Annotated in this window: 22 protein-coding genes; 13 read left to right on the forward strand and 9 right to left on the reverse strand. The window is 42.2% G+C overall.

Going from position 1 to position 24,315, the window contains the following annotated elements:
• The coding region (locus V7K67_RS01200; RefSeq protein ID WP_335164906.1) for a hypothetical protein at window positions 1–221 on the reverse strand (221 nt) is incomplete at its 3' end.
• 231 nt (window positions 222–452) lie between these two features.
• On the opposite strand from V7K67_RS01200, the gene rpsO reads away from it, so the two are divergent.
• The 4 genes from rpsO (at window position 453) to radC (ending at window position 3,582) form a co-directional block, all read left to right on the forward strand.
• Entirely contained in the window at window positions 453–722 is a 270-nt protein-coding gene (rpsO, locus tag V7K67_RS01205) for a 30S ribosomal protein S15 (RefSeq protein ID WP_094343580.1), read from the forward strand.
• 11 nt (window positions 723–733) lie between these two features.
• On the forward strand, window positions 734–1,204 hold the full coding sequence (locus tag V7K67_RS01210) for a PAM68 family protein (protein ID WP_334733286.1): 471 nt from the start codon (window positions 734–736) through the stop codon (window positions 1,202–1,204).
• A gap of 283 nt (window positions 1,205–1,487) precedes the next feature.
• Window positions 1,488–2,546 carry a 3-deoxy-7-phosphoheptulonate synthase gene (aroF, locus tag V7K67_RS01215; RefSeq protein WP_334708244.1) on the forward strand — a complete coding sequence of 353 codons (1,059 nt, stop codon included), beginning with the start codon at window positions 1,488–1,490 and terminating at the stop codon, window positions 2,544–2,546.
• 304 nt (window positions 2,547–2,850) lie between these two features.
• Window positions 2,851–3,582, forward strand: a complete 732-nt coding sequence (gene radC, locus V7K67_RS01220; protein ID WP_179067955.1) for a RadC family protein — start codon at window positions 2,851–2,853, stop codon at window positions 3,580–3,582.
• A gap of 156 nt (window positions 3,583–3,738) precedes the next feature.
• Here radC and V7K67_RS01225 read toward each other — a convergent pair whose 3' ends face one another.
• From V7K67_RS01225 to V7K67_RS01235, 3 genes are all read right to left on the reverse strand, one after another.
• The gene (locus tag V7K67_RS01225; RefSeq protein ID WP_334733284.1) at window positions 3,739–4,530 is read right to left on the reverse strand and encodes an SDR family NAD(P)-dependent oxidoreductase; all 792 of its coding nucleotides are present in this window, start codon (window positions 4,528–4,530) and stop codon (window positions 3,739–3,741) included.
• 143 nt (window positions 4,531–4,673) lie between these two features.
• Complete coding sequence (locus tag V7K67_RS01230; RefSeq protein WP_334733283.1) at window positions 4,674–6,149, reverse strand: alpha/beta hydrolase; 1,476 nt, start codon at window positions 6,147–6,149, stop codon at window positions 4,674–4,676.
• A gap of 157 nt (window positions 6,150–6,306) precedes the next feature.
• Entirely contained in the window at window positions 6,307–8,262 is a 1,956-nt protein-coding gene (locus tag V7K67_RS01235; RefSeq protein ID WP_335164910.1) for a hypothetical protein, read from the reverse strand.
• Window positions 8,263–8,986: 724 nt separating this feature from the next.
• Here V7K67_RS01235 and V7K67_RS01240 point away from each other — a divergent pair.
• The 7 genes from V7K67_RS01240 (at window position 8,987) to V7K67_RS01270 (ending at window position 17,003) form a co-directional block, all read left to right on the forward strand.
• Complete coding sequence (locus V7K67_RS01240) at window positions 8,987–10,381, forward strand: NADH:flavin oxidoreductase (RefSeq protein WP_334733281.1); 1,395 nt, start codon at window positions 8,987–8,989, stop codon at window positions 10,379–10,381.
• A 66-nt stretch (window positions 10,382–10,447) separates the two neighbouring features.
• On the forward strand, window positions 10,448–11,914 hold the full coding sequence (locus tag V7K67_RS01245) for a cytochrome c (RefSeq protein WP_335164912.1): 1,467 nt from the start codon (window positions 10,448–10,450) through the stop codon (window positions 11,912–11,914).
• Window positions 11,915–11,945: 31 nt separating this feature from the next.
• A complete protein-coding gene (locus tag V7K67_RS01250) occupies window positions 11,946–13,382 on the forward strand; it encodes a cytochrome c (RefSeq protein ID WP_334733279.1) in 1,437 nt (478 codons plus the stop codon).
• 7 nt (window positions 13,383–13,389) lie between these two features.
• Entirely contained in the window at window positions 13,390–14,670 is a 1,281-nt protein-coding gene (locus V7K67_RS01255; protein WP_335164914.1) for a hypothetical protein, read from the forward strand.
• Window positions 14,671–14,675: 5 nt separating this feature from the next.
• Window positions 14,676–16,262 (forward strand): GMC family oxidoreductase, encoded by a 1,587-nt coding sequence (locus V7K67_RS01260; protein WP_335164916.1) that lies wholly within the window; start codon window positions 14,676–14,678, stop codon window positions 16,260–16,262.
• A gap of 262 nt (window positions 16,263–16,524) precedes the next feature.
• Window positions 16,525–16,785 (forward strand): type II toxin-antitoxin system ParD family antitoxin, encoded by a 261-nt coding sequence (locus tag V7K67_RS01265; protein WP_335164918.1) that lies wholly within the window; start codon window positions 16,525–16,527, stop codon window positions 16,783–16,785.
• A gap of 2 nt (window positions 16,786–16,787) precedes the next feature.
• On the forward strand, window positions 16,788–17,003 hold the full coding sequence (locus V7K67_RS01270; RefSeq protein ID WP_335164920.1) for a type II toxin-antitoxin system RelE/ParE family toxin: 216 nt from the start codon (window positions 16,788–16,790) through the stop codon (window positions 17,001–17,003).
• Window position 17,004: 1 nt separating this feature from the next.
• On the opposite strand, the gene V7K67_RS01275 is transcribed toward V7K67_RS01270, so the two are convergent.
• The 3 genes from V7K67_RS01275 to V7K67_RS01285 form a co-directional block, all read right to left on the reverse strand.
• The gene (locus tag V7K67_RS01275) at window positions 17,005–18,177 is read right to left on the reverse strand and encodes an NB-ARC domain-containing protein (RefSeq protein WP_335164922.1); all 1,173 of its coding nucleotides are present in this window, start codon (window positions 18,175–18,177) and stop codon (window positions 17,005–17,007) included.
• Window positions 18,178–18,252: 75 nt separating this feature from the next.
• A complete protein-coding gene (locus tag V7K67_RS01280) occupies window positions 18,253–18,690 on the reverse strand; it encodes a hypothetical protein (RefSeq protein WP_335164924.1) in 438 nt (145 codons plus the stop codon).
• A gap of 483 nt (window positions 18,691–19,173) precedes the next feature.
• Window positions 19,174–19,854, reverse strand: coding sequence for a glutathione S-transferase family protein (locus tag V7K67_RS01285; protein WP_334708262.1), 681 nt, complete (start codon window positions 19,852–19,854; stop codon window positions 19,174–19,176).
• Window positions 19,855–20,200: 346 nt separating this feature from the next.
• Between V7K67_RS01285 and V7K67_RS01290 the strand changes: the two genes are divergently transcribed.
• Complete coding sequence (locus V7K67_RS01290) at window positions 20,201–21,754, forward strand: cation:proton antiporter (protein WP_334708311.1); 1,554 nt, start codon at window positions 20,201–20,203, stop codon at window positions 21,752–21,754.
• 157 nt (window positions 21,755–21,911) lie between these two features.
• Here V7K67_RS01290 and V7K67_RS01295 read toward each other — a convergent pair whose 3' ends face one another.
• The gene (locus V7K67_RS01295; protein WP_335164925.1) at window positions 21,912–22,472 is read right to left on the reverse strand and encodes a DUF3124 domain-containing protein; all 561 of its coding nucleotides are present in this window, start codon (window positions 22,470–22,472) and stop codon (window positions 21,912–21,914) included.
• 69 nt (window positions 22,473–22,541) lie between these two features.
• Window positions 22,542–23,219 (reverse strand): potassium channel family protein, encoded by a 678-nt coding sequence (locus tag V7K67_RS01300; protein ID WP_334708263.1) that lies wholly within the window; start codon window positions 23,217–23,219, stop codon window positions 22,542–22,544.
• Between the two features lie 535 nt (window positions 23,220–23,754).
• On the opposite strand from V7K67_RS01300, the gene V7K67_RS01305 reads away from it, so the two are divergent.
• Window positions 23,755–24,189: a hypothetical protein gene (locus V7K67_RS01305; protein WP_334733271.1), complete on the forward strand. Its 435-nt coding sequence runs from the start codon at window positions 23,755–23,757 to the stop codon at window positions 24,187–24,189.
• The last annotated feature ends 126 nt before the right edge of the window (window positions 24,190–24,315 follow it).

Below are 24,315 nucleotides of genomic sequence, written 5' to 3' on the forward strand. Positions count from 1 at the left end.
ATGATCTGACGTAACCGAAGAGTTTTTGTGCGATCGCATGACTCTCCGGGTGCTTCGCACCCAGAGTCGCCTAACACGCAACTTGGGTTATTAGGGATTGAAACTTTAGTGAAAGTCACATCAGGTTCTATGCTACCATTGCAATCAACTAAAATCCCTATTAGGGATTGAAACGAAATAATGACTGCAACCATGCCATTTTTAATTACTATTGCAATCAACTAAAATCCCTATTAGGGATTGAAACTTAATTAACTGCGATCGCCCACAAAGCGATCGCTCATTGCAATCAACAGTAGAGATTGAAACGAAGTATCATAGGGATTTGACCTTTATTTAGTATAAAAAAATACAAATTATCGCAACACAGGTCATTTCACATCCAGCTTGAGGGCTGTGATATTATGGGAGACTGCTACATACATTTAGAAAAACTAGAAACTGAATCGATCATGGCCCTCACGCAACTGCGGAAACAAGAAATAATTTCCACCTACCAAGTTCATGAAACCGACACTGGCTCGGCCGATGTCCAAGTTGCCATGCTAACTGAGCGCATTAACCGCCTCAGCGAACATCTCCAGGCAAATAAAAAAGACCATTCTTCCCGCCGAGGACTGTTGAAGCTAATTGGTCAGCGTAAGCGTCTTCTAGCTTACATATCGCAGGAAAGCCGGGAAAAGTATCAAGCTTTGATTGCTCGCCTCGGTATTCGTGGATAGGACTACCGCTTATGTCTGCTGAAGAATCTGAACGCAGTCGCTTGCCCTTTGAACCAAACAAAAAGCGCCAAAAACCCGCAAAAACTCAAAGTAAACCAGCAGCACAGCCAAAAGAATCTGCTAAACAGGCTGATAGAAAAGCGCCTTACACCAAACAAGAAATGGCAATTCCCCAAGTAGTCAGCCAGCGGATGATTCGACGGGTTGCTGGGTTCTGTGGTGTACCAACAGCTTTGGGCATTAGCGCTCTGGTAGTCAGCTATCTGCTTGCTATCTACTCCGACATCAAACTACCTCCCATCGCCGTGTTATTGGTGAATATGGGATTATTTGGTTTGGGGGTCTTAGGGATAACTTATGGCGTTCTCTCTGCCTCTTGGGATGAAGAAAAAGTCGGGAGTTTGCTGGGTTTTGGTGAATTCAAGACTAATTGGGGACGAATGGTGGAAGCTTGGCGCGAAACTCGGCAAAAAAACTCATAAACGATCGGCGCTCAGGAATTAGGTAACGGCGGTATTGGGTAAATGAAGAAGTAAATGTTGAAGTTGAAATTTTATAACTTCAACATTGCTAATTAAAATTATAAAATCTTTTTTATACCCCATATCTAAGTTATTTGGTAGTGAAAATACTGACTGAGCGCCACACTTTATTTACTTATTTTGTAAACAAATTTTATTTTCAACTACTCGTAATTAGCCAATAGGCAACAATAAAGTTATCCTATTTACAGAAAATTTTACTCAATTAATTAGGAACTTTAACATGATTATAGTAATGAAAAGTGGTTCCCCAGAGGCGGAAATAAACCGCATTGATGAGGAACTAACTAGCTGGGGGCTAACTCCAGAAAAAATTGTTGGTCAACACAAAGTAGTTATTGGTCTAGTAGGTGAAACCGCCAACTTAGATCCACTACAAGTTCAGGAAGTTAGCCCCTGGATTGAGCAGGTGTTGCGGGTTGAGCAACCTTACAAACGAGCCAGCCGCCAGTACCGCCACGGTGAAGCTTCGGAAGTAGTGGTTAATACTCCCAATGGAGCAGTAGTATTTGGTGAACATCAGCCTTTAGTAGTTGTGGCTGGCCCCTGCTCAGTAGAAAATGAAGAAATGATCGTGGAGACAGCGCGGCGCGTCAAGACGGCTGGAGCCTTATTTTTACGTGGAGGGGCATATAAACCCCGGACTTCACCTTACGCCTTCCAAGGACACGGTGAGAGTGCTTTGGATTTGTTGGCAAAGGCGCGGGAAGTCAGCGGACTAGGTATTATTACAGAAGTGATGGATGCTGCTGACCTGGATAAAATAGCAGAAGTTGCTGACGTGATTCAGGTGGGGGCAAGGAATATGCAGAATTTCTCCTTGCTCAAAAAAGTGGGAGCGCAGCCGAAACCAGTTCTTTTGAAGCGGGGAATGGCGGCTACTATTGAAGATTGGTTAATGGCAGCCGAGTATATTTTGGCATCTGGTAATCCCAATGTAATCTTGTGTGAACGGGGAATACGCACCTTTGACCGCCAGTATACGCGAAATACGCTAGATTTATCAGTAGTGCCAGTGTTGCGAAAGCTGACTCACCTGCCAATTATGATTGACCCCAGCCACGGCGTAGGTTGGTCTGAGTTTGTGCCTTCAATGGCAATGGCTGCGATCGCAGCTGGCACAGATTCCCTGATGATAGAGGTTCACCCCAATCCTGCCAAAGCTTTATCTGATGGACCCCAATCTCTGACACCAGACCGTTTCGATAACTTGATGCAAGAATTAGCAGTAATTGCTAAAGCTGTCGGACGTTGGCAACAACCAGCAGTCGCTCTGGCTTAAAATTTAGTTGCAACCTCTTGAATATAGCAATTTTGAATCATCTGTAAGAAAAAAGATCCCCAACTTCTTCAAGAAGTCGGGGATCTGTTGTAATTTGCCCCCATTGCCCTAGTCTACGTAAACCTAAACTTACTGCAATTGATTTTTCTGTGTCTAGCACTTTCGCGTTAAATTGACAAGCAAGAACACACTCTTGGACATCCTAAATCAAGCTTAAAGATTTTCTCAAATAAAGATGATTTTGAGAGCAAACGAGGGATAACTAAGGATAGTTCTATGTGTGGTGCTATTCTCTTAGTTTAATATGACCTATTGCCTCAGAATTGCCGACCTACCTACAAATGAGCGTCCGCGTGAGCGATTAATGACGCATGGAGCCAAAATTTTAGCCACAGCGGAGTTAATTGCAATTCTTCTAGGCACCGGTCAAGGGCCGGGAAAACTATCTGCTGTGGGTTTGGGGCAATATATTTTGAGCGAATTAGGCAAACACCAACGCGATCCTTTAGCAGTTCTGCGAGAAGTTAGCCCCGCTGAGTTGATGCAAATTTCTGGTGTTGGTCCAGCGAAGGCGACAAGTATTTTAGCAGCAATTGAATTAGGTAAACGCGCCTTTCAATCTCGGCCGAACGATCGCACATTAATTGATAGCCCACTTGCTGCTGCTGCTACCCTCAGTCAAGATTTGATGTGGCAGCTACAAGAACGTTTTGCAGTGGTGCTGTTAGATGTCAAAAATCGTTTACTGGGTACGCAAGTAATTACCATTGGCACTGCAACTGAAACCCTCGCTTCTCCCCGTGATATTTTTCGAGAAGTTATTCGCCAAGGTGCAACACGGGCGATAGTTGCCCACAATCATCCTTCTGGGAACCTTGAGCCCAGCCAGGAAGATATAGAATTGACGCGTCAGTTATTAGCAGGGGCGCAGCTTTTGGGCATTCCGGTACTAGATCATCTGATTTTGGGTAATGGCAATCATCAGAGTTTACGGGAAATAACAACCTTGTGGGATGAGCATCCGCAGGGGGATTAGTGAAAAAGCAGGGGGGCAGGGGGGCAGGGGGGCAAGGTAACTTTAGTGAGAACTTGCAACAAGTCTTTCTCTTTGTCTGGTTGTCCTCTTCACCATGCCCCATGCCCCATGCCCCCTGCCCCCTGCATTATCCCAACGATAATTATTTACGCCGACCTACTTACTTTCCTGCATATTTCTGACCATTTTAGTCACTAGCTTTCTGGGAGTAAATCTTACAGATTCAGCGAGTAGCTTATTTTTAATTCCAGGAACAACAACAGTTTTCTTTTCAAATAGACCACGATAGCCGATTTCGGCTACCGCTTCCGCAGTCATAATTTTTTGACCGCTTACCAACTTTGAGTCTTCCATTGCAGCTCTCTGTTGAAAACCAGATTCGGTAGGGCCTGGACAAAGTGCTGTTACAGAAACGCCTGTACCTTCTAATTCATTAGCGATCGCTTCTGAGAATGATAAGACATAGGCTTTACTAGCGTAGTATACTGCCATCAGCGGCCCTGGCTGAAAAGCAGCAGTCGAAGCCACGTTTAATATTTTTCCAGACCCCCGCTGAACCATACCCTTGAGGAATAACTTGGTTAAATGTGTCAGACATAAGACATTGACCTGTAGCAATTGCAGTTCAGAATTTAGGTCAATTTCGTGAAATAATCCGTAGGTAGCAAAGCCAGCATTATTGATCAGCACATCAACTCTAATTGATGCTTGTTCTAGCTCAGTAAAAATTTCTTCTGAGGCTGATGGGTTAGATAAATCCTTGGAAATAACTTTGACATCAATGCCAAACTTCTTTTTAAATTCATCAGCGATTTTATTCAGCTTGTCCACGCTTCTAGCTACCAACACAAGATTGTAACTATCCTGAGCAAATAACTTCGCGAATTCATAACCGATGCCGCCAGATGCACCCGTAATCAGAGCCGTTTGTTTGCGATTACCTTGCATAATTTTTCCTTTGTTAACTACTTCAAAACAAATGAATCATTAGTAACCTAACGTTCTTTAATCACCCTCGCTATAGGAAAGTCTAAGATCCTTATCCAGGTAGATTTTTGCTCACTCACTGGGCTTCTTTTAAAAAATGACATCTATTTCCATTGGGAAATTTCCAAGCGAACTGCCGCATTTGTTCCTAAGACTTTTTGCCCACGTTCAGGTAGAGAAACATAAGCAACATATACATCTGAACTGGATTCTGGATTGGGAGTTAAGTCTGTTACTGGCTCTTTTTGATCGGAATTCCAACTATAGGTAGCTTTGTATGTGCTATCTGATGCAGAAACATCAGTAATTAAATAGTCGGACCACAGCGGTACTTGGTCGAGATGACTGTCACGCAACCAATTCGTCTCTTGTTTTGTAAAAGAATGCAGTGCTAAACGCAGAGCATATCTACAGGTATTATCATCACTAGCTGAGTTTCTGGGGATTAAGAAAGCTGTAAACAGGGGAATAGGTTTATCTGTTCTGAGTAACTCTTGTGTGATTGGGCAATAATGAGCGATCGCTTGCTCGTATATAGGAATAGGAAGACCACGCAAAGCAACCCTAGTTTCCAGTTGATAAAAATTATTGTCCTGGTCTTTTAATTCAACATTGCTCAGAGATAGTTTCACCTGGATATCACCAAACAAAAAGCGTTGTAGATTTTGATAACCTTCTTCTGAGTTGACTATGCCATAACGCCCACCATGAGAACGGTGAACATAAGCACGATGAGATCCTGTGATGTAAGCTTTATCGATTTGAACTAGACCATCACTTTTCACCCCTACAGCCTTTTGTGAAATACCAAAAAGTTCTTCATAATCATGTGCATTAGTACCGATTAGAGAAAAAACGCGGTTTGGCGGAAATGCATCTTCTAGGCTTTGTAGTTTTTCTAACTGAAAGTCATCGGGTAACTCATTTGTTGGATCGTTGGCTTTAGGTGTTAAATACTGGTACATCCGCTGGGGGCCAAAGTCATCAGAATTATTTAATTTAAACTTGTCTCTAAGGCTTTCGATTAAGCCACTTCCAATCTCAAAATAAATACCACCATGAGGTGTAGCGTAGGTAAAGAATTTGTCAATGTGATCGACAGCTTGCTCGTTTTTGTCTGGATAAATCTTTTGAATCAAGCTACGACAAATAAGACCTCCCATTGAGTGAGCAACAAGATAAATTTTGTCAGCACCCGTCGTTTCCTTGACATTCTGAATCAGTGTTCTTAAACCCTCAGCTATCTGCTCCATTTCCTGTCTGACTACACTTGAAGAGTTAAAACTAGGTGTAGTTACATCATAAAATCGGTAGACCCAAATAGTTTTATTAAGTTGTCCAGACAATCTTTTAATTTGATTGTTCACATTTTGATTGTCAACAATCGGTTGATAACCATGATCGGTCATTAGCCGCAGTAATGGACTCTCGAAAAAAAACTTCTGGGGATTTTCGTTCTCATCCACTCGAATATGGGTTGAACCATTATTGAATCCATAAAATGGATCGTCAACTACTTGCTCAACATCTTTTTGTGTACCTGCATATCCACGAACGAAGATGATTGGTAAATACTGCATATATATCCTCGCTATGTAATAAATATTTTTGCTCGTTCCCAGTTTTAACCTGGGAACGAGTGCAGAGTATTCAGACAGATTGTTTTAGTACAAAATTTTATTAATTCGTAGCGAATTTTCTGTGCCCCTGGAGCATTTAAAACACTACGAAGCTGTACTAGAACGTTTTCACAAATTCAATTAGGGCCTTCTTGTCTTCATCTGGGAGATCGGAACCAAAATAATGACCCTCATCTTCTACGAAGTCAGGAGATTTGTTGGCTCTTAAAAGCACACGTGCCAACTTATTCTTGATTCCTCCACCTGGTTTCAAGTCTTGGAAAAGGCTGCTGAGATTGAGAGATGTAATCGCCTCTCTGATATTAATGCTCGCCAGCAAATTCACAGGTGTACCTTTAGGAACAGGAATCCTAAATCTCGGATTCGGATCTCCTGGGGGAAGCTCTAATTTCGTATCTTGAGATGTCCTGCTGATAATTCCCTCACGCTTTTCAGGCCAGAGTAGCTTTTCCATCGCATCCGTATAGGCTTCTACACGTCCTTTCACTGAAGGATCTTCGTTGTAAAGTCCTAGTATGTTGTTGTGAAGAAGTGGTGCTGTTGCCCAAATACTTACTAGCGAAGGTGTACGATAATATCCCAAACCGCCGTCTGGTATTTTAAATTCGATGGGTTTTTTCTCATCAAAGGGGTTGTACAGCGTCAAAGTACCTGGTGATGGCAGTTCTTTGTAAGTCTTGGATGAGAACTGATCCCAAATATGCCCCTTAGTGGCATTTGTTCCTAGCGATCGCGCCGCATTGGTACCAATTAGGGTAACTGGATAACGCTGGTCATCAGACAAGAAGTTGTGGTCGAGAAAATTACTACTGAGTACAGACTCTTCATACCATTTCTGAGCCTGTTCGGGGTCAGCAGCGATCGCAGCCGATGGCTTTTTGCTGGAATGGCAACTAGCACAAGTGCTGGCAAAAACCAGCTTGCCACGCTTGAGAACTTCCTCGTCTTTAGTTAAGAACTCTTCACCATCAGGTGCATCTTTCAGGTGCATCGGCTTGATGGTTTTCAGGAAGGATTCTGCATCAGCCATCCGTGCTTCTGTCTGTCTCCAGCCTTCGCAGTCTTTCCGTGCCTTTGCTATATCAAAAGGTTTTTGGGGAGTTCTGCCTAATAAAGGCTCATGGAGACTTGTCCAGTAATCGCCGCACATCCCAATGTTGACGTAAACCCGTAGTGAGGCATTGGCTACTCCTGTGGAGTCTGCACCATCCTTGAGAATATGATTCACATCCTTGGTTGAACCATCATTCATCACCTCTGGATATTTGGGGCGATCGCCTAAATTAAAAATAGCGTTAATCGCATTCGGATTATTGATGTGATCGGTAGCAATCCGCGAAGTATCAGAAGTCCCAGGTTGTTGAGAGTCAAGTACTTGCTTAATAAAACTATTTTCCCCAACGCTGGTTCCAAAGAATTTGTTTTCCTTGATGTACTGATTACCCAATGCTGGTACGAGGTTTTCCCATCTTGGGTGTTCCTTGTCTTTGGGTGGATTGAGGGGATCTAACGCCACGTGACAGATGGCGCAAGACTGTCCAATTAAGTAGGGAGGCTCGACTTGTGAGGTTTTGAAATACTCCTCAGCGTTCCATTTTGCCTGGTCGAAGTTGGGATTGGGGAACTTACGCAACCCAATAACGCCAGTTGAGAGCGGGTCTTTACATTTATCTAGCTGCAACCCGTATTCATCTTTTTCTGTGGATTTTTCACATCCAGGATCATTAATTGCGCCATATAACTCAAATCGCTTGTCATGCTCTTTTGAGTCAATCAGCTTTAGCAGGTCAGCACCACCATTTGTCCGTTTCGCTAAATCACGATAGTACTTATCATTACCGCCAGTCCATAAGTACCAGGTGCAACGACCCCGTTTTTCGGCATCTGTCAAATTCTCCTTTGTGTACTCCGGGAGATAACCGATACCCTCACAGTTATCAGAGTATTCGCTTACACCAGTGTCAGAGTACTTGTTACTTATGGGCGTAGGTGTTTCACTATACTCATCAGCTAGGGCTGTAGGCGTTCCATAAAAGCCGCAGACTATAAACATAGTCACGAACAGAAGGAGCAGACAGCCCTTAAAAATTAGACTTGTCTTTTTCATAAAACTCTCTGGTTGTAACCCCTAAACCTTCTCCACTGCACCTCACGTTTGCAGAGGCACACTAATGCTTCATCACTAATTTCCCATTTTCCAGATTTAGTCTTGGGATATTTTGATGATTTAAAATGTACCTTACTGAGGTTCGCTATATATGAACTTACTACACAAGTTTGCAAAACGTCATTAATAAACTTTTATACATTTCTAAACAAAAAATTTAAAAAATTGTAAATTTACAGTGGTTTGAATAACCAATTTGCTATGGTTATATGCGTTACTTACGTACTTGGTAATGTTTGTAACAAATCGTCAAGTGCTTCTTTTAAAGTTGCCTTAACCTGATCAGAGAAATAAAAAAGAGGAAAATTTTAGCTTTTTTTAAGAATTTCTCTGTAAATACCGTAGGTTTACAAATTGCAAAAGTCTTTATATAACTGTAAAAACCAATAAGGCTAAATACCCATGCTGAAACTTGGTAAGTAAATCTAAGTAACAAAAAATTAATAATTAGCGTTCCCATCCGAAAACCTGCACAGTGGATTTGTAGACATAAAAAATTGCCCTCCCAGAGACACTGAAAATAACAGTTCTCTGGCGAGATTGTTGGTGCTAAGAAGAATTCACCAAGCCGAATCTTATTGCCGAAAGAACACGAAAGAGAGAGGAACAAATGGAAAACGATATTATCTTTGAACCATTGAGATTTCGTAATCTCACAGTCAAAAATCGGATATTTCGCTCTAGTATTTCAGGAAGATGGGATAACTACGATGGTTCAGGTACTCAAGCCCGAATCAACTGGGAAGAAAAGTTTGCTCGTGGTGGCGTCGGGGCAATTATTACTTCCTTTGTTCCAGTCGCCATCCGGGGCAGAATTATGCCCAATTATGCCACAATTCACTCTGATGAAACCATTCCTTTTTGGCGAAAAGTAGGAGAAAAAGTCCATGAATATGACTGTAAATTTATCTTACAATTAAGCCATTCCGGGAGACAGCAGGATATTGGGGGTGTAGAAAATTTAGGAAAAAAAGCATTAAGTTCCACTAGCCAAACCGAGCCATTCCACGGTTTTTTGTGTCAAGCGATGACACTAGCAGAAATTAAAGAAACAATCCAATACTTTGCTGATGGTGCTAGACGTGTCCGTGAAGCAGGTTTGGATGGAATAGAACTGCACAGCGCTAATGGATATCTTTTTAACCAATTTCTCAGTTCTGGAATTAACGACCGTCAAGATGAATATGGTGGTTCATTAGAGAATCGAGCGCGGTTTTTGCTAGATGTCATTAGGGCAATTCGCAAAGAAGTAGGTAACGACTTTCACCTACAATTCAAAATTAGTGCTGTTGATTATAACAACGCTGTCACCTTTTGGGAAAAACCAGGTAATACCATAGAAGATTCCATTCAAGTTTGTAAATGGGCAGAAGAAGCTGGGGCTGATGGCGTCCATGTATCAACTGGTAGCTTATTTCCTCACCCACTCAATCCCATTGGTGATTTTAATTTTGATGTCATTACTAGAACTTATGACACCATGTTGTCGAGTGGTGTAGAGACTACACGTAACTACATTTTATTTCGTAATTCCTTTTTGCATCCTGTTTTCAATCTTTTATGGAATCGAGTCAAAAAGCAATTGGCTCCTCAAGCATTTAGTGGTGACGATGTAAAAGACCCTAAAATCAAGCAATTACTGGCAGAGAACCAAGGCAGAAACTTACTAGATGCCAGAGAAATTAAAAAGCACGTTAATATTCCCGTACTATGTACTGGTGGTTTGCAACAGGCTTCTTATATTCGTCAGGCAATTAATGATAAGTATTGTGATGGTGTCACAATGGCTCGTACCCTAATTGCTAATAATGACTTAGTTAAATCTTTTCAAGCAGGTAAAGACCTGGCAGATAAACCCTGTACCTATTGTAATAAATGCCTACTGAATGTAACTGAGAATCCTTTAGGTTGTTACGAGCAGGATCGTTTCAATAGTTATGAAGAGATGATGGAAGAAGTCATGTCAGTTTTTCATCCAACTCAGTTTGCCAATTCATCTAAATAAAAAAGCGATGGGTATCAAATTGACAATTTCGCTTACAAATAATCTCGACAATATGGGGAGTGTTTCATGACTGAACAAACAAACCCTACCCTACTCCCGACCTCAATTAAGGGAATCTTCCGGCGAATTTGGGTTGTGATTGTCGGTGTTATTGCAGTAGCAGTATTTTTCCTTTGGCCTATTTTTTCTAACTCCCCAGTGGATTATGCTGGTATTGAAGACCACTTTAAATATGGTTCAATCGGCAGCGAACCTATCAATGGTATCCCTTACTGGATTTGGAAAGTTTTACCAGAATTATTCCCAGATAAATTACCTGGCAAAGGTTATACTTCCCTGGGATTTATCAAAGAACCTGATAAAGATTTACCTGTAGGTTTTTCGCAACGGAGAGTATTTATTGATCGAGTTGGATTGAATTGTGCTGTATGTCATACAGGGACGCTGCGAGATAATCCTAATAGCGACCATCAAGTGGTTACAGCAATGCCTGCTAATGTACTTAATTTGCAGGGATATATCAAATTTTTATCAGCAGTTGGTGTGGATGAGCGCTTTACTGCCAACCGGATGTTACCAGAAATTGAAGAAATCAGTGGTGGTCTGAATCCCATTGAAAAATTACTTTATCGCTTCATTGCAATTCCCCAAACTAGAGATGCACTAATTAATCAGGCATATCGACTGAAGTTCGTGGAAGAACAACCAGATTGGGGTCCAGGAAGAGTAGATACTTTTAATCCTTATAAAGCAATTCAATTCCATTTTCCAATGGATAAATTGCGTCAGGATGAACTAATTGGTACTTCTGATTTCCCCTCAATTTGGAATCAAAGACCCCGCAAAGGACTAGAGTTGCATTGGGATGGTAATAATAGTTCTGTTGATGAACGTAATAAAAGTGCAGCTTTAGGCACTGGAGTCACACCCACAACGATTGATTTGCCTCGGATTGATCGAATTGCCGATTGGCTTTTGGAACTACCACCACCAAAATATCCCTACGAAGTTAACGAAACTTTAGCGGCTACAGGAAAACCACTTTTTGAAAGTAATTGCGCTAGCTGTCACGCTTTTGGTGGGGCTTATACAGGCAAAGTTGTTCCAATTCAAGAAATTGGAACAGACCGGCATCGCCTAGATTCATTCACTTATGAAACCATCTCTAACCAAAATACCTTGTATGCAGGTTATCCGTGGCGCTTTAAGCATTTCCGCAAGACTAATGGCTATGCAAATATGCCCCTTGATGGTGTTTGGTTACGCGGCCCTTATTTGCACAATGGTTCAGTCCCCACCCTACGGGATTTACTAGAAAAACCAGAGAATAGACCACAAGAATTCTATCGGGGCTACGACGTTATCGATAGAGCCAAAGTTGGCTTTGTCTCTGATGTCACCGCAGAAAATGGTAAAAAATACTTCAAGTTCGATACAAAACTTGATGGTAACAGCAATAGCGGTCACTTGTACGGCGTTGATCTTTCCCCAGAAGAGAAAGATGCAATTGTTGAGTACATGAAGAAACTTTGAAGGACACTTTAGCAAGGAGAAACCTAAGTTTATGGCAATACTTAAGTCAAAATTAGGGAAAATAATCACCTCAATTGCTGTAGTTATTGTCCTTCTTTTTGGGGTTGTGGGTTACGCGGGATGGTACAGTCTTTTCCGCGAAGCTCCTAGCGAAGTTTATGAGTTACCAGAGGATCATTTTAAATATGGTTCTATTGGTACAGAACAGGCGCAAGGTGTACCGTATTGGATTTGGTTAGTATTGCCGAGGATCTTTCCCGATAAGCTACCAGGCCCAGGAGGTTATACTTCTTTGGGAATTACATGGGAAGAAGGTAAAGAGCTACCAGTCGGTTTTGCAAAAAAAACCATTGGGTTTCCGAGAGTTGGGATAACTTGTGCTGTTTGTCATCATGCTACTTATCGAGAAAACCTCAAAGATAAGCCAACAATTATTGCAGCCGGGCCTGCTAACAAATTTGATTCTCAAGGCTATGTTCGGTTTCTTGGTAACGCTGCTAGTGACCCCAGATTTGAACCTGACTATATCCTTGATGAAATTAAATATAGCCATGAGTTTTCTTGGTGGGAAAACCTGCTTTATCGTTTTGTAATTATTCCCGAAACCAAGAAAGAGTTGCTAAAACAAAAAGCAAACTTTGCTTGGACTGATTCTCGTCCCAATTGGGGCCCGGGTAGGATTGACCCCTTTAACCCTGTGAAGTTCACTACTTTAAAGTTGCCTAAAGATGACACCATTGGTAACTCAGATATGATGCCTCTGTGGAATCAAAAGCAACACCAAAACTTTGCTCTGCATTGGGATGGTTTAGAAACTTCGTTGCGAGAAACGGTGCAAACTGGCGCTATTGGTGACGGTGCAACTAAAGAGTCTCTACCAGTAGAGGATCTCCAACGGGTACAAGATTATATTTCGGAATTACCACCTCCCAAATATCCGTTTGCAGTTGATGAGCAATTAGCTACAGAAGGAAAAGAGATTTTTAGCAGTACTTGTGCATCTTGCCATGCCTTTGGCGGCGAAAGGACGGGTAAGGTGATTCCTGTTGCAGAAGTGGGAACTGACCGCCACCGTCTAGATATGTGGACGCAGCAAGCAGCAGATACTTACAACAAATTTGGTGATGGTTATGCTTGGGACTTCAATGAGTTGCGGAAGACTGATGGTTATGTATCTGTCTCCCTGGATGGTCTTTGGTTAAGAGCGCCTTATCTCCATAATGGTTCAGTGCCATCCCTACAAGATTTGTTAGAAAAACCAGAGAATCGTCCCCAATCTTTTTACCGAGGATTTGATGTCTACGACCAGAAGAAAGTTGGCTTTATTTCCGAAGGGGAAGAAGCAGAACGTGTAGGTTTTAAATACGACATTAGCGTTCCTGCTAATAGTAACCAAGGACATCTCTATGGTACTGATTTACCTGCCAAGGATAAACAAGCATTAGTCGAATATCTCAAAACTTTGTAACTAAGCTATGAACAAATATGCTGTTTGGTTTCGCCGCATCGTCTGGCTAGGCGTTATCCAAGATTGGGCGATTGGCTTACCGGCGATTTTTGCACCGAATTGGTTACTGGAATTACTTCACCAAAGACCTACCCAAGACCCAGTATGGACTTCCTTTGCTGGTTTGCTAGTGGTTCTGCTGTCGCTATTCTACATTCCTGGAGCCAATGACCCCTACCGCTACACTCCCAACGCTGTATTAGCAACCCTTTCCCGTCCGCCTGGGGTAATCTTCTTTTTCTTTCTTTACCCCAATATTTATCCTGCCTTCGGGATTATTGACTCAGTTTTGTGCTTATTCCAAATCCCATTGTTGATACTAACTATGCTCAACAAACCTCAAGCTTCCACCCCGGATAAAGATGTTTTCGAGTATGACGGATCTACCCACAACGAAGTCAAAGAAGTTGGTTTTAGTGGGGCCTACGGTGAACCCCTGCCTTATCATGAGGGTCTGGGAATAACAAAATTTTTACAGTTTATTAATGATTCGGCGCGGAATATGTTCGATAAACGGGATATCCGCCCTTATTATGACAAGTTAATTCACGCTAATGGTGTTTGTTACTCAGGCATTTGGCGAATTACTGAGAGTTCTCCATATACAGGCTACTTTGCTAAGGATTCAGCAGGTTTAGTGTTTGCCCGTCTTTCGGTTGCTGGTGCTAACATCAAGCGGGGCGATCGCCGGGCCTTTGGCATTGCAGGTAAGGTTTATCCTACCCTCAACCCTGACGAGAAGGTAAAACCAGGCAATTTTGTGACTGTCGATTATCTAACAGGTATTAAGACAAACCATATTACTGATACCGAGTTAACTAACTTTCCTTCTGTCGGTTTGGATCTTGGCGCTAACTTAGTTAACCGGATCATTTTCCGGCTGATGGACAAAAGACCAGGGTTTCGTCAGCTATTTCCGATTTCAACTCTTGGATTAGCACCAGGAAGTAAAATTGTCACCCCAGACCAATTTATGCTTCGGGTCGCAGAAGGCACAGCCAAGATAGATGCAGAAGACTTCCGCGATGAATTGCGGTTAGAAAAGTATCCTGACCACAAATTGGTTTATACCATCAACGTCAAAAACTTCAATGAAAAAGAGTGGACGAAGTTGGGTGTGATCGAATTCAATGACTATTCCATCTGTGAAGGTTGCGATAAACGGATACACTTTTGGATTCCCCGCGACATTCCAGTACCAGAAAGAGATAACCTTGCCCGTCCAGCAGACCCCGTTGTGATTAAGTAAATCCTATGAGCCAGCAATTTGATGTCATCGTAATCGGTAGCGGCTTTGGTGGGTCAGTAGTTACCTGCCGTTTGGCTGAATCAGGAGCGCGGGTTTTGGTGTTGGAACGCGGTCGGCGTTGGACGAAAGACCAATACCCACGTCAAGCCAAAGATGCCTGGATTTATGAACACACCCAGCCGCAAAAACATAATGGCTGGCTCGATTTACGCTTTTTTAAGGGGATGGCTGTTGCTCAGGGGGCGGGGGTTGGTGGCGGTTCTCTGTGCTATTCCAGCGTGGTTTTAGAAGCAAATCCAACGCGATTTGAGCAAGGTTGGCCACCGGAAATTACTTACAGTGAATTACAGCCTTATTACGATCGCGTGCGGAAAATGATGGGTGTCCATCCCATACCTCCAGGGCAGCATACCCAACGGGCAAAATTGATGGAACAAGCGGCGCAAAAGGTAGGATATGGCGATCGCTTCCAAAGTATGCCCTTAGCAATCTCCTTCGATCCAGACTGGAACTACCAACTGGAAGACCCATTGAATGAAAAGCACTCCCGGCAATTTGTCAATGCCCAAGGGCAAAAACAAGGCACTTGTATTCATCTGGGTAATTGTGATTTGGGGTGTGATGTCCACGCCAAGAATACCCTCGATTTGAACTATATCCCGGCTGGAGAAAACAAAGGGGCGGAGGTGCGATCGCTCCACTTGGTACGCTATATTCAACCAGAAGAAGGCAGCTATCGCGTTATTTTTGACCGCATCGAAAACGGGCAACTAATTCGTGGTGAAGAGAGGGGCAAAATAGTTGTCATCGCCGCAGGTTCCCTTGGTTCTAGTGAGTTGCTATTAAATAGCCGCGATCAGTACCGCACTTTACCTAAAGTTAGTCAGCAACTAGGTAAAAATTGGAGCGCTAACGCCAACGTTCTTACCCCTGATTTCTACGGCAAAGATGTTGAGGTTAGGCAGTCTATTGGCCCAACGATTACCGCAGGTATGGACTTTACTGATGGTAGCTTTGAGGGTGAGAGTTTTATTATTGAAGATGATGGCTTTCCCAATATGTTGCTGAATGCCATTAGCAGCAAACTGAATTCTGGCAAATTCAGCCTATTTGCTTTAGCTTTACGCAACCATTTGCAGCGTGGTTTGGATGAAAAGAATCCCTTAAGCAATGTTATGGTTTGGCTAGGTGCGGGTGTTGATGCTGCCGATGGGCAACTTTCTCTCGGTCGTAACTGGCTCAAACCTTGGGAAACAGATTTAAAACTTGATTGGAATATCCAGCGCTCAAAGTCTGCAATTGATGCCATCCTCAATTTGCAAAAGCAGCTTTCCCAAGCCAACGGCGGTAAGCTTTATATTCCCTTTTACTGGTCAGTTCTCCGCAGTTTGTTAACAGTGCATCCCCTTGGAGGATGCAAAATGGGGACAACTGCTGAAGATGGTGTGGTCGATCATAAAGGAGAAGTCTTCGGCTACAAAAATCTTTATGTTGCTGATGGGGCAATTTTACCTCAAGCTGTTGGGCGCAATCCTTCCATGACTATTGCTGCTTTAGCAGAACGGGTGGCTCACTTGATGGTGAGCAACTGATACACTTATAATTTTTGGTTACGGGGGCGATCGCTCGCTCTACGTCACTTACAACCGGATAAGTGCGTAGGCATAGCCCGCCCTTAGACATCACAATCACATACAGCAGATTTTAAGTAAATGAGGTACAAAATTTCATAAAAAGCCATACAGCAAGGCACTTTCAACCCTATTCCCTGTTGTAAGTGCGATCGCTTTCTGGATTAGTTAATAGACGTTATCCTTAAGCAAGGAATGGAAACAGCAATCCAAGAAGGCTCAAATGAATATATCTCTAACACCAGAACTAGAGCAGTTTGTCGAGTCAACAGTCAAGAGGGGTAGGTACTCATCTGCTTTTGAGGTAGTTCGCGCCGCCTTACGACTGCTAGAAGAACGGGAGATAGAGCGTTTACTCAGATTAGAGGAACTCCGCAAAGAAATTGCTATTGGAATTGTAGATTCAGATCGCGGTGATGTATTTGATGGCGAAGAGGTATTAAGGGAACTGCGAGAAGAAATTCAACAGGCACAGCAGGATTAAGAATGAGCAGATATATTTTGAGTGCTGCTGCCAAGCAAGATTTAAAAGATATAAAAAACTATATAATTCGGTTTAATTTAGGTGCATCTGAACGTTTTCTTGATGCTTTTGAAGAAAAGTGTGTTTTATTAAGTTGTCCCATATATCCGTTATTAGTTTTTGTATATTTTGCAGTGTATGTAATTAACATTACTGTGCTTGTGAAGATAATTATATGATTTATCCTAGCTGATTTTTTCTTGCGGGGAAAGGCAGAGTTAAATCATCATTGCTGACATATTCAATGAGATTGTTTGCTACTTCAGCTATATGAGGAATGGCGGGAGAAACGGCGCTGATTTGCTCAAGAGTGGACGAGTAAGGAATATCTTTAGCAACTGCTACCATTATCCGGCAAAGCGATCGCTTTAATTCCTCTGCCTGTTCTAAACCTGTAAGCTTATATTGAAAAAACTCTCTTAGCAGTGGATGCAGTTGGTAAATTCCCTCGCCTTTGCGCTGAAGTAAATGCAAATTCAGCAAGCAATCGTCTCTAATTTCCTCTAAATCTTCAGCATCTCCCTCTGCTAAACACTGTTCCACCAACTTCCAAGGTATGGGTGCGGCTGCAAATAAACTCAATAAACAGCCCAGTTGCTTATCGTCGTCCTTTAATTCTTGCCAACTCAACTCAAAGGCTGCTAATACACCTTGTTGTGCTGTCATATCGGCTTCTGGTTTAACAAGCGCAGGTTGTTCTAGTCGCTTATTCTCCAACCGCCGCAACATTTCTGTTACAGATAAATCTTGTTTTCGCGCCAAATATCGCCCGACTAATTCCAAACCCAAAGGCAAATATCCCAACCACTCACACAACTGATTTGCAACAGCCAATTCTTGCTCAATTCGCTGTGGTGTTTCTTTAAAAAATGACTTTAATAACTCCAGCGCTGCTTCTGGTTGCAATATATCTAGAGATAATTCCTTTATAGATGCTCCCAAGTGTTGGCGCGTGGTAATCAACACTTTAAACCGAGAAGATGGCGGAGGTAGGTAAGACTTAACTTGTTGATATTCTCCAACATCGTCTAATACTAGCAGCACATTACCTTCGCGCCAAAGCCGAAAGCAGTATTGCACTTGGGCGAGTAAATCAAAATTTTCTGGTGGGTTTAAGTCAAGCTGCGTTCTAGCAAACTGGACAATTTGAATTCCCACATCTCCAGCCTTTGCCAGCAACCAGCAAATTCCACCTTTGTAAATTTCACGGTGAGCCATTGCATATTGTAAGGCCAGTTCTGTTTTACCCAGTCCACCCATGCCAGCGATCGCCGCAATTACCACCTGATTATTTTCCTGCAACATTTCATGCAGAGTTTGCAATTCAACTTCACGTCCAACAAACTTCAGCACCCCACTCAGGGGTAAATTTTGCGGTATTTCAGTAGAGGGATTTAACTTTACCTGTTCCCCAACAGGCGACTGTAGTCAATCAGGGGGATGACTGTAGCTGATAGTAATTGGGCTATTTTCTACACCTTGAAAGGTAGGAGCTTTACTATCATTGCTTTGAAAACCTTGTCCACCGTAAACATTCTGGACATTTTTACCTTGGACTTTACCAATATTAATTTCCTGATGAATTTCTTGAGCAAGGCTTTGGACTTCTTTACCAAATTGGGTGTCGGTGTCCATTTCGACCTGTAAGTAGGCAGAAACCAAGTTTAAATCTTCCTTAGAACCTTGTTCAGCTTTTATTAAGGCTTCTTGCACTTTCGGCTTACCCTTGAACTTATCCCAAATTTTTTGACGCAGTAGTTTTAGCTTGTCCAGTGTACTTTCTGTTATCTTCTCTACGGTTTTTTCTATAGCTTTGGTAATGACCAAGGTTGCGATCGCAGCCGCCGTTAGTGTTACAGGTTCCATAATAATAAAATAATTGATTGCGCTAGGATATACAAATACAGTTCTGTCTATTTCGGAAATATATCATACACATTTAGTCCATATCCTGCCTTGCAATCAATTGCAAGGCTAATAGCCCAAGTCCACTCAAGTGGACTAAAACCATTACTCAGTCTTCTTTAGAAGACTTTAGCTATTAGCCATAGGTTTCTAACCTATGGCGGGATGGCGGGTAATGCAACAGACGCAACACAATACTGCGTAGGTTTTGAACATTCGTATTACCCAACAAAACCTTGAAAATGTTGGGTTTCGTTCTTCAACCCAACCTACCCCTAAAACTCAAACCCTTACTCAGATTCACGCACGGTTTTTAGTTCGGTTCAGACAAGAGACGCGATGAATCGCCGTCTCTACAATTATTCATCGGATCTTTGCGCTCTATAATTTTCATCAAAAAATCTTAACCGAACCGTATTGAGTGTGGAAAAGCAACCCGCAAAATTACGATTGGATGCGTTCAAACCAATCTTTAACATGAGAATATGACAAAATTCGCTCTTTAAGCGGACTAGTACGAAGTATCTCATCTATTTGTGCAGCGACAGCTAAATCCGCTATGCTCTGATGGCTTCCCACTAACCAATCTTGCTGACTGAGGATAGTATCAAGGTTGCCGAGATGGTTGAAGAACTTTTTCTCAACGCGGTTCTTGTCGATGCGACCAATTCCTTGAGCATTCAATTGCTTTTCGTAAGTGTAGCGAGCCAGAGGAGCAAAGATTACTTGCTCAAACTTTGATCGCCCTTTACATAATAAGCTGTTCGCTAGCTGGAGAGCATCTGGATAGCGGAAGCGAAAATATACTTCAAACCAGTACAATGATTCATCTGCCCAATCTTCCCACAAATAGGCTTGTGCTAAATCTTTGCTATCTGCTGGGTAAAGTGGATGTTCTGGATGTCGGGCTTCCAAAAATTCTGCAATTTCCGAGCTGTCTTGAATCTTCTCACCATCGTATTCAATCACGGGAAGCTTGCCCACAGATGACAATCGGGTAGCTGCCACTGCCAGCAGACCGTTATAGTTAACAACAGAATAGGCGAGATGCTTGTGCTTAAGAATCTTACGAACCTTGTTACAAAAGGGAGAAACTTCCCATTGATGCAGGATGATTTTTGGCATCACGCTCACCGATATTTTTGAATGTCGATAGACTGGGGATTGGGGAAGGTGGGGCCCCCTCCGGGGATAAGGGGTAATGGGGATTGGGAAGTCTTAAAAAAGATTAAGGCGATCGCTGTTTGATGTTAATACTGAGGGTTAGAGGAAAGATTGTCTAGATTTATCTACAAATTTTTATATTAGCAGTAGCGATCGCCTATACTCTCGATTAACTGCTGGATTACCCAGCTACGGTAGCGAGGTACTGTCCCATTCAGTTCTGAACCTACATCCTAAAGTTGCTAATTTGGCATGAATGAGGGGAGAATCTATCAGTCAAGCCAAAATACCCTTCCAAAACGTAATAGTGGATGTTACCGAATTAGTCAAAGTTTCAATTATTCTCTTACTTGTTGCTACAGGTGTCGCCCTGCTGTCCCGGCGGCTGGGAATCCCTTATGTTACGGGTTTAGTATTAGCAGGTTTGCCAATTACTGAGCTATTATCTCGTCGGATTGGTTTAAGTCCAACCCTTGTTTTGGATCTTTTCCTGCCAATTCTCATCTTTGAAGCTGGTATTAATACAGATGTCAGCCGCTTACGCAGCACCTTTAAACCAATTGCCCTACTAGCTGGGCCAGGGGCTTTGCTTTCCAGTGGTATTATTGCTGTCCTGTTAAAATTTGGGCTGGGGCTGGATTGGATACCTGCGTTATTTGTGGGAGTAATTCTGGCAAACACCGATACAGTTTCCATGATTGCCGTCTTTAAGGATATACCAGTACCCTCGCGGCTTTCTACCATCGTTGAAGGAGAAACTTTATTTAACGATGCCGCTGCCCTAGTTTCCTTCAACCTGATTGTGCAAGTATATTCAACAGGCTCACTCACATTTGTAGAGGGAATCCAACAACTGCTATTTATCTCTCTAGGAGGCTGCGTTGTCGGGTTAGTTTTAGGCTACTTGAGTATACCTGTATTCGCCCGTTTAGATGATGCTCTTAGTAGTCTTTTGCTGACAGTCGCAGTTGCATTAGGAACTTTTCAGGCTGGGCAATTTCTTGGTGTATCAGGCCCCGTGGCTGTAGTTGTTGCTGGATTAATTTTCGGGAATCTAGGACTTTCTCGCAATACTTCTGCTTCTAGCCGCATCACCTTGTTGAGTTTCTGGGAATATGCCAGTTTTACTGTCAACACCTTTATTTTTCTGTTAATTGGTGTAGAAATAAATTTGGTAACGCTCTGGAAAACTTTACCTGCAATTCTACTTGCAGTTTTGGCTTATCAAGTCGGGCGAGTTCTTACAGTCTATCCGCTACTAGCTGTAGTTCGTTGGATTGACCGCCCAATTCCGCTACGCTGGCAACATTTGCTGTTTTTAGGAAACATCAAAGGTTCGCTGTCAATGGCTCTGGCGTTGAGCTTACCTGCCACACTCCCAGGGCGAGAAGTTTTGATAGCTATAGTCTTCGGCTGTGTGCTGGTGTCGTTAGTGGGACAGGGTTTAAGTTTGCCTTGGGTGGTAAAACGCTTAAAGTTAACTAAATTTTCGGAAATTCAACAACAGGTTGAAGAGTTGCAAGCTCAGTTGATGACGGGTAAAGCAGCACAAGATGAGTTAGATAGTCTGTTGAAATCAGGGGTGTTACCAAAAGCCGTTTATGAGGAGATGCGTTCAGCTTATCAGGTACGAATTGCCGGCGCAGAAAAGACGCTACGGGAACTTTATAATCGTCGCCCTGATGAGGTGGAAGGTAGAAGTGGCAAGAGCAGTAAACTTGAAGCTATTCGCCGACGTTTACTCTTGGCAGAAAAAGGAGCGCTCAATGAGGCAATGCGGAAGCGAATTCTCTCGGAAGAAATTGTGCGTGAGCGGATACAAACTCTTGATGAACAATTGTTGAAATTAGAGGATGATTAATATTGGGGCATGGGGCATTAGACATCTCCGAAAAAGAATGTAGAGACGTAGCAATGCTACGTCTCTACAAGGGTTCTGGATAACGCATATTTTATTTCTGGAGATGTCTATTGGGCATTGGGCATGGGAACGAGGAAACTTAATTACGAATTACGAATTATTTTAAAGGCGATCGCTTATCGTTATTTTGGCTTTTAATGACTCTACCAGGACTGATAAAGGAAATCCCTTGTTGAAAGTCAGTACCAATCATGACTGCCTCTACTATGGGTTCGGATATTTCTGTTTGGGCTACCCATTCGACAATGAAATTTGCGCCTAAACCTCCACTGGTATCATTTCTATTGATAAAAAAATCTGTAGAAGCCAGGGCATCAAGTTGAATAGGGCGCTCTAAATACTGCTTCACTAATTTTCCTTCTGAGTTGTAGTAGCGCACAGAAGTAATAATAACCGGATTGGTCAAATCTGTATTCCGAATACTGAGTGTAGCTGCTAACTCAAAAATCTCCTGTCGATTGTGATGATAGATATGAGAATAAACTGGGACATAAAGAGTTTGACCGCTAGCTATCTTAAAATTCTTATCCAGCGTCACTGATTTTTGTACCGGGGTTGCTTGAATAGCACTAGGTTGTGACTTGGGTGGAATATTTGTTGATTCACAAGATGCAAGAATAATAGCGATCGCTAAATAAATATATCGATACAGCTTCATCAAAACTCACCAATTTTTTTATATGTGTAGCTAACCCTACCTAATAAACAGTTTAGGTAGGAACTGCGCTCAACATCTTTGTTCAATAAAATCAATGACTTGATGTAAACATCTTGGTTTAGTCACAATCAGCACAGTTGAATGAGGTTCCAGTATTGTACTACCGTTAGGAATTATCAAATCTTCGTGGGGATGGGATTGATAACCAATAATTAGCGAACCACTAGGAAATTTTGAATCCTGAGCAATTTCGGCAACGCTACGGCCAGCAACATAGCAATTGTTGGGGATGGAAAGTTTCAGAACCTCAATCTGTCCCTGCTCAAAATGCATCATTGATTCCACTTGCGGATACTCAATGGCATTCACCATTGTTGAAACTGATAGTTCAACAGTACTGATAACGTGGTTAGCTCCAGCTATCCGCAACGGTTCGGCAAAATCAGGGTGGCGCATCCGGCTTAAAATATGGGTTACACCGTAGTGTTTCGCAAGAGTTACCATTGCCAAGTTTAAGGCATCACTTCTCAGAACCGCTGCTAAGGAACCGGCTTTACGAATCCCAGCTTCTAATAATACTTCTGTACTCACAGCACTGCCTTCAAAAGCCATTGCCCCCACTTGTTCACGGGCATAGCGGCAAGCGATAGGATCAATATCAATTACAGCAACAGTATGTCCTAGTTCTACCAGCTTTTGCGCCAAACTTAAGCCCACTAAGCCTGCTCCACCAATTAGTACGTACATGAATATTCTTAATGCTCCTTCACTTCACTCTCTAGGCTAACAAGGAATGAAGCTATAGCTTGTGAGAGAGGAATTAGTAAAACTGTGTTGTCTGTGAAGTTGGCACAACAGATATACCAAGCGTATTTGATTTATGAGCATTGAAAGCCACATTTCCCCACCTTCTTTGATCAGTCGATAATTTTGTTTCTCACAAATAATTTAACATTCTTATCTAAGGTGAATTTTTGTTAATCTATATTTTTAACTATGTGAACTTATAACCTTAAAGAAATAAAATTTATTCTATTATAAGGAGGGTAAAAAATTTATCATGCATCAATTTTATATCGACTAGTTTGCTAACAACGAATATCGTGTTTTCCCAGATGGGATTAACAGATATAAAACCTCAAATACTACCCAAACGGCATCAATATCTCCCAAAGCAGCTTTAGAAAGATTATTCACTAGCAAAGAAATACAGAGTGAATGGTTTGCGTCGGAATTTTTAGCTCAATTTCCTATAGTACAGTCGCGGCAAATTATTGACGAGTTGAAAAAGAAGCTGGGAACCTATCAAGGCGTACAAAATAATGCACAAGATTATTTAGTTGTTTTTAGTCAAGCTTCAGTACCAACTAAAATAGTTCTAAATAACAAAGGACAGATTTCAGGATTGCTGTTTGAGTCACCGCAAGCCCAATTTGTGAGTTTAGAAGAAGCAATTACTAAATTTAAAGCATTACCTGGTAAAGTCAGTTTTCTAGTTCAGGAAGACAAAACAATAAAAGCTGCATTAAATACTAAAACACCTCTGCCAGTTGGTTCAGCCTTTAAACTAGCCGTACTCAAGGCACTAAAATCAGAAATTGCCTCTGGTAAGCGAACATGGAAAGATATAGTAAAACTGCAACCTATTGGTTGCAAGGGAAGGATGGCAAAAATTACTGTGTGGTTGCTACTTGGAATAACAGCGAGGCATCTCTAGAAGAATCAAAGTTTATAGCATTGTACAGTGGGGTACTTGCTAAACTCGCAGCGAATAGATAGACATCTCCGAAAATAAATTCTGCGTTGCTCGAAATCCTTGGTAGGGACAATTCATTTCTTAATC

Source organism: Nostoc sp. (assembly GCF_036917155.1).
In the GTDB taxonomy this organism is placed as follows: domain Bacteria; phylum Cyanobacteriota; class Cyanobacteriia; order Cyanobacteriales; family Nostocaceae; genus Nostoc.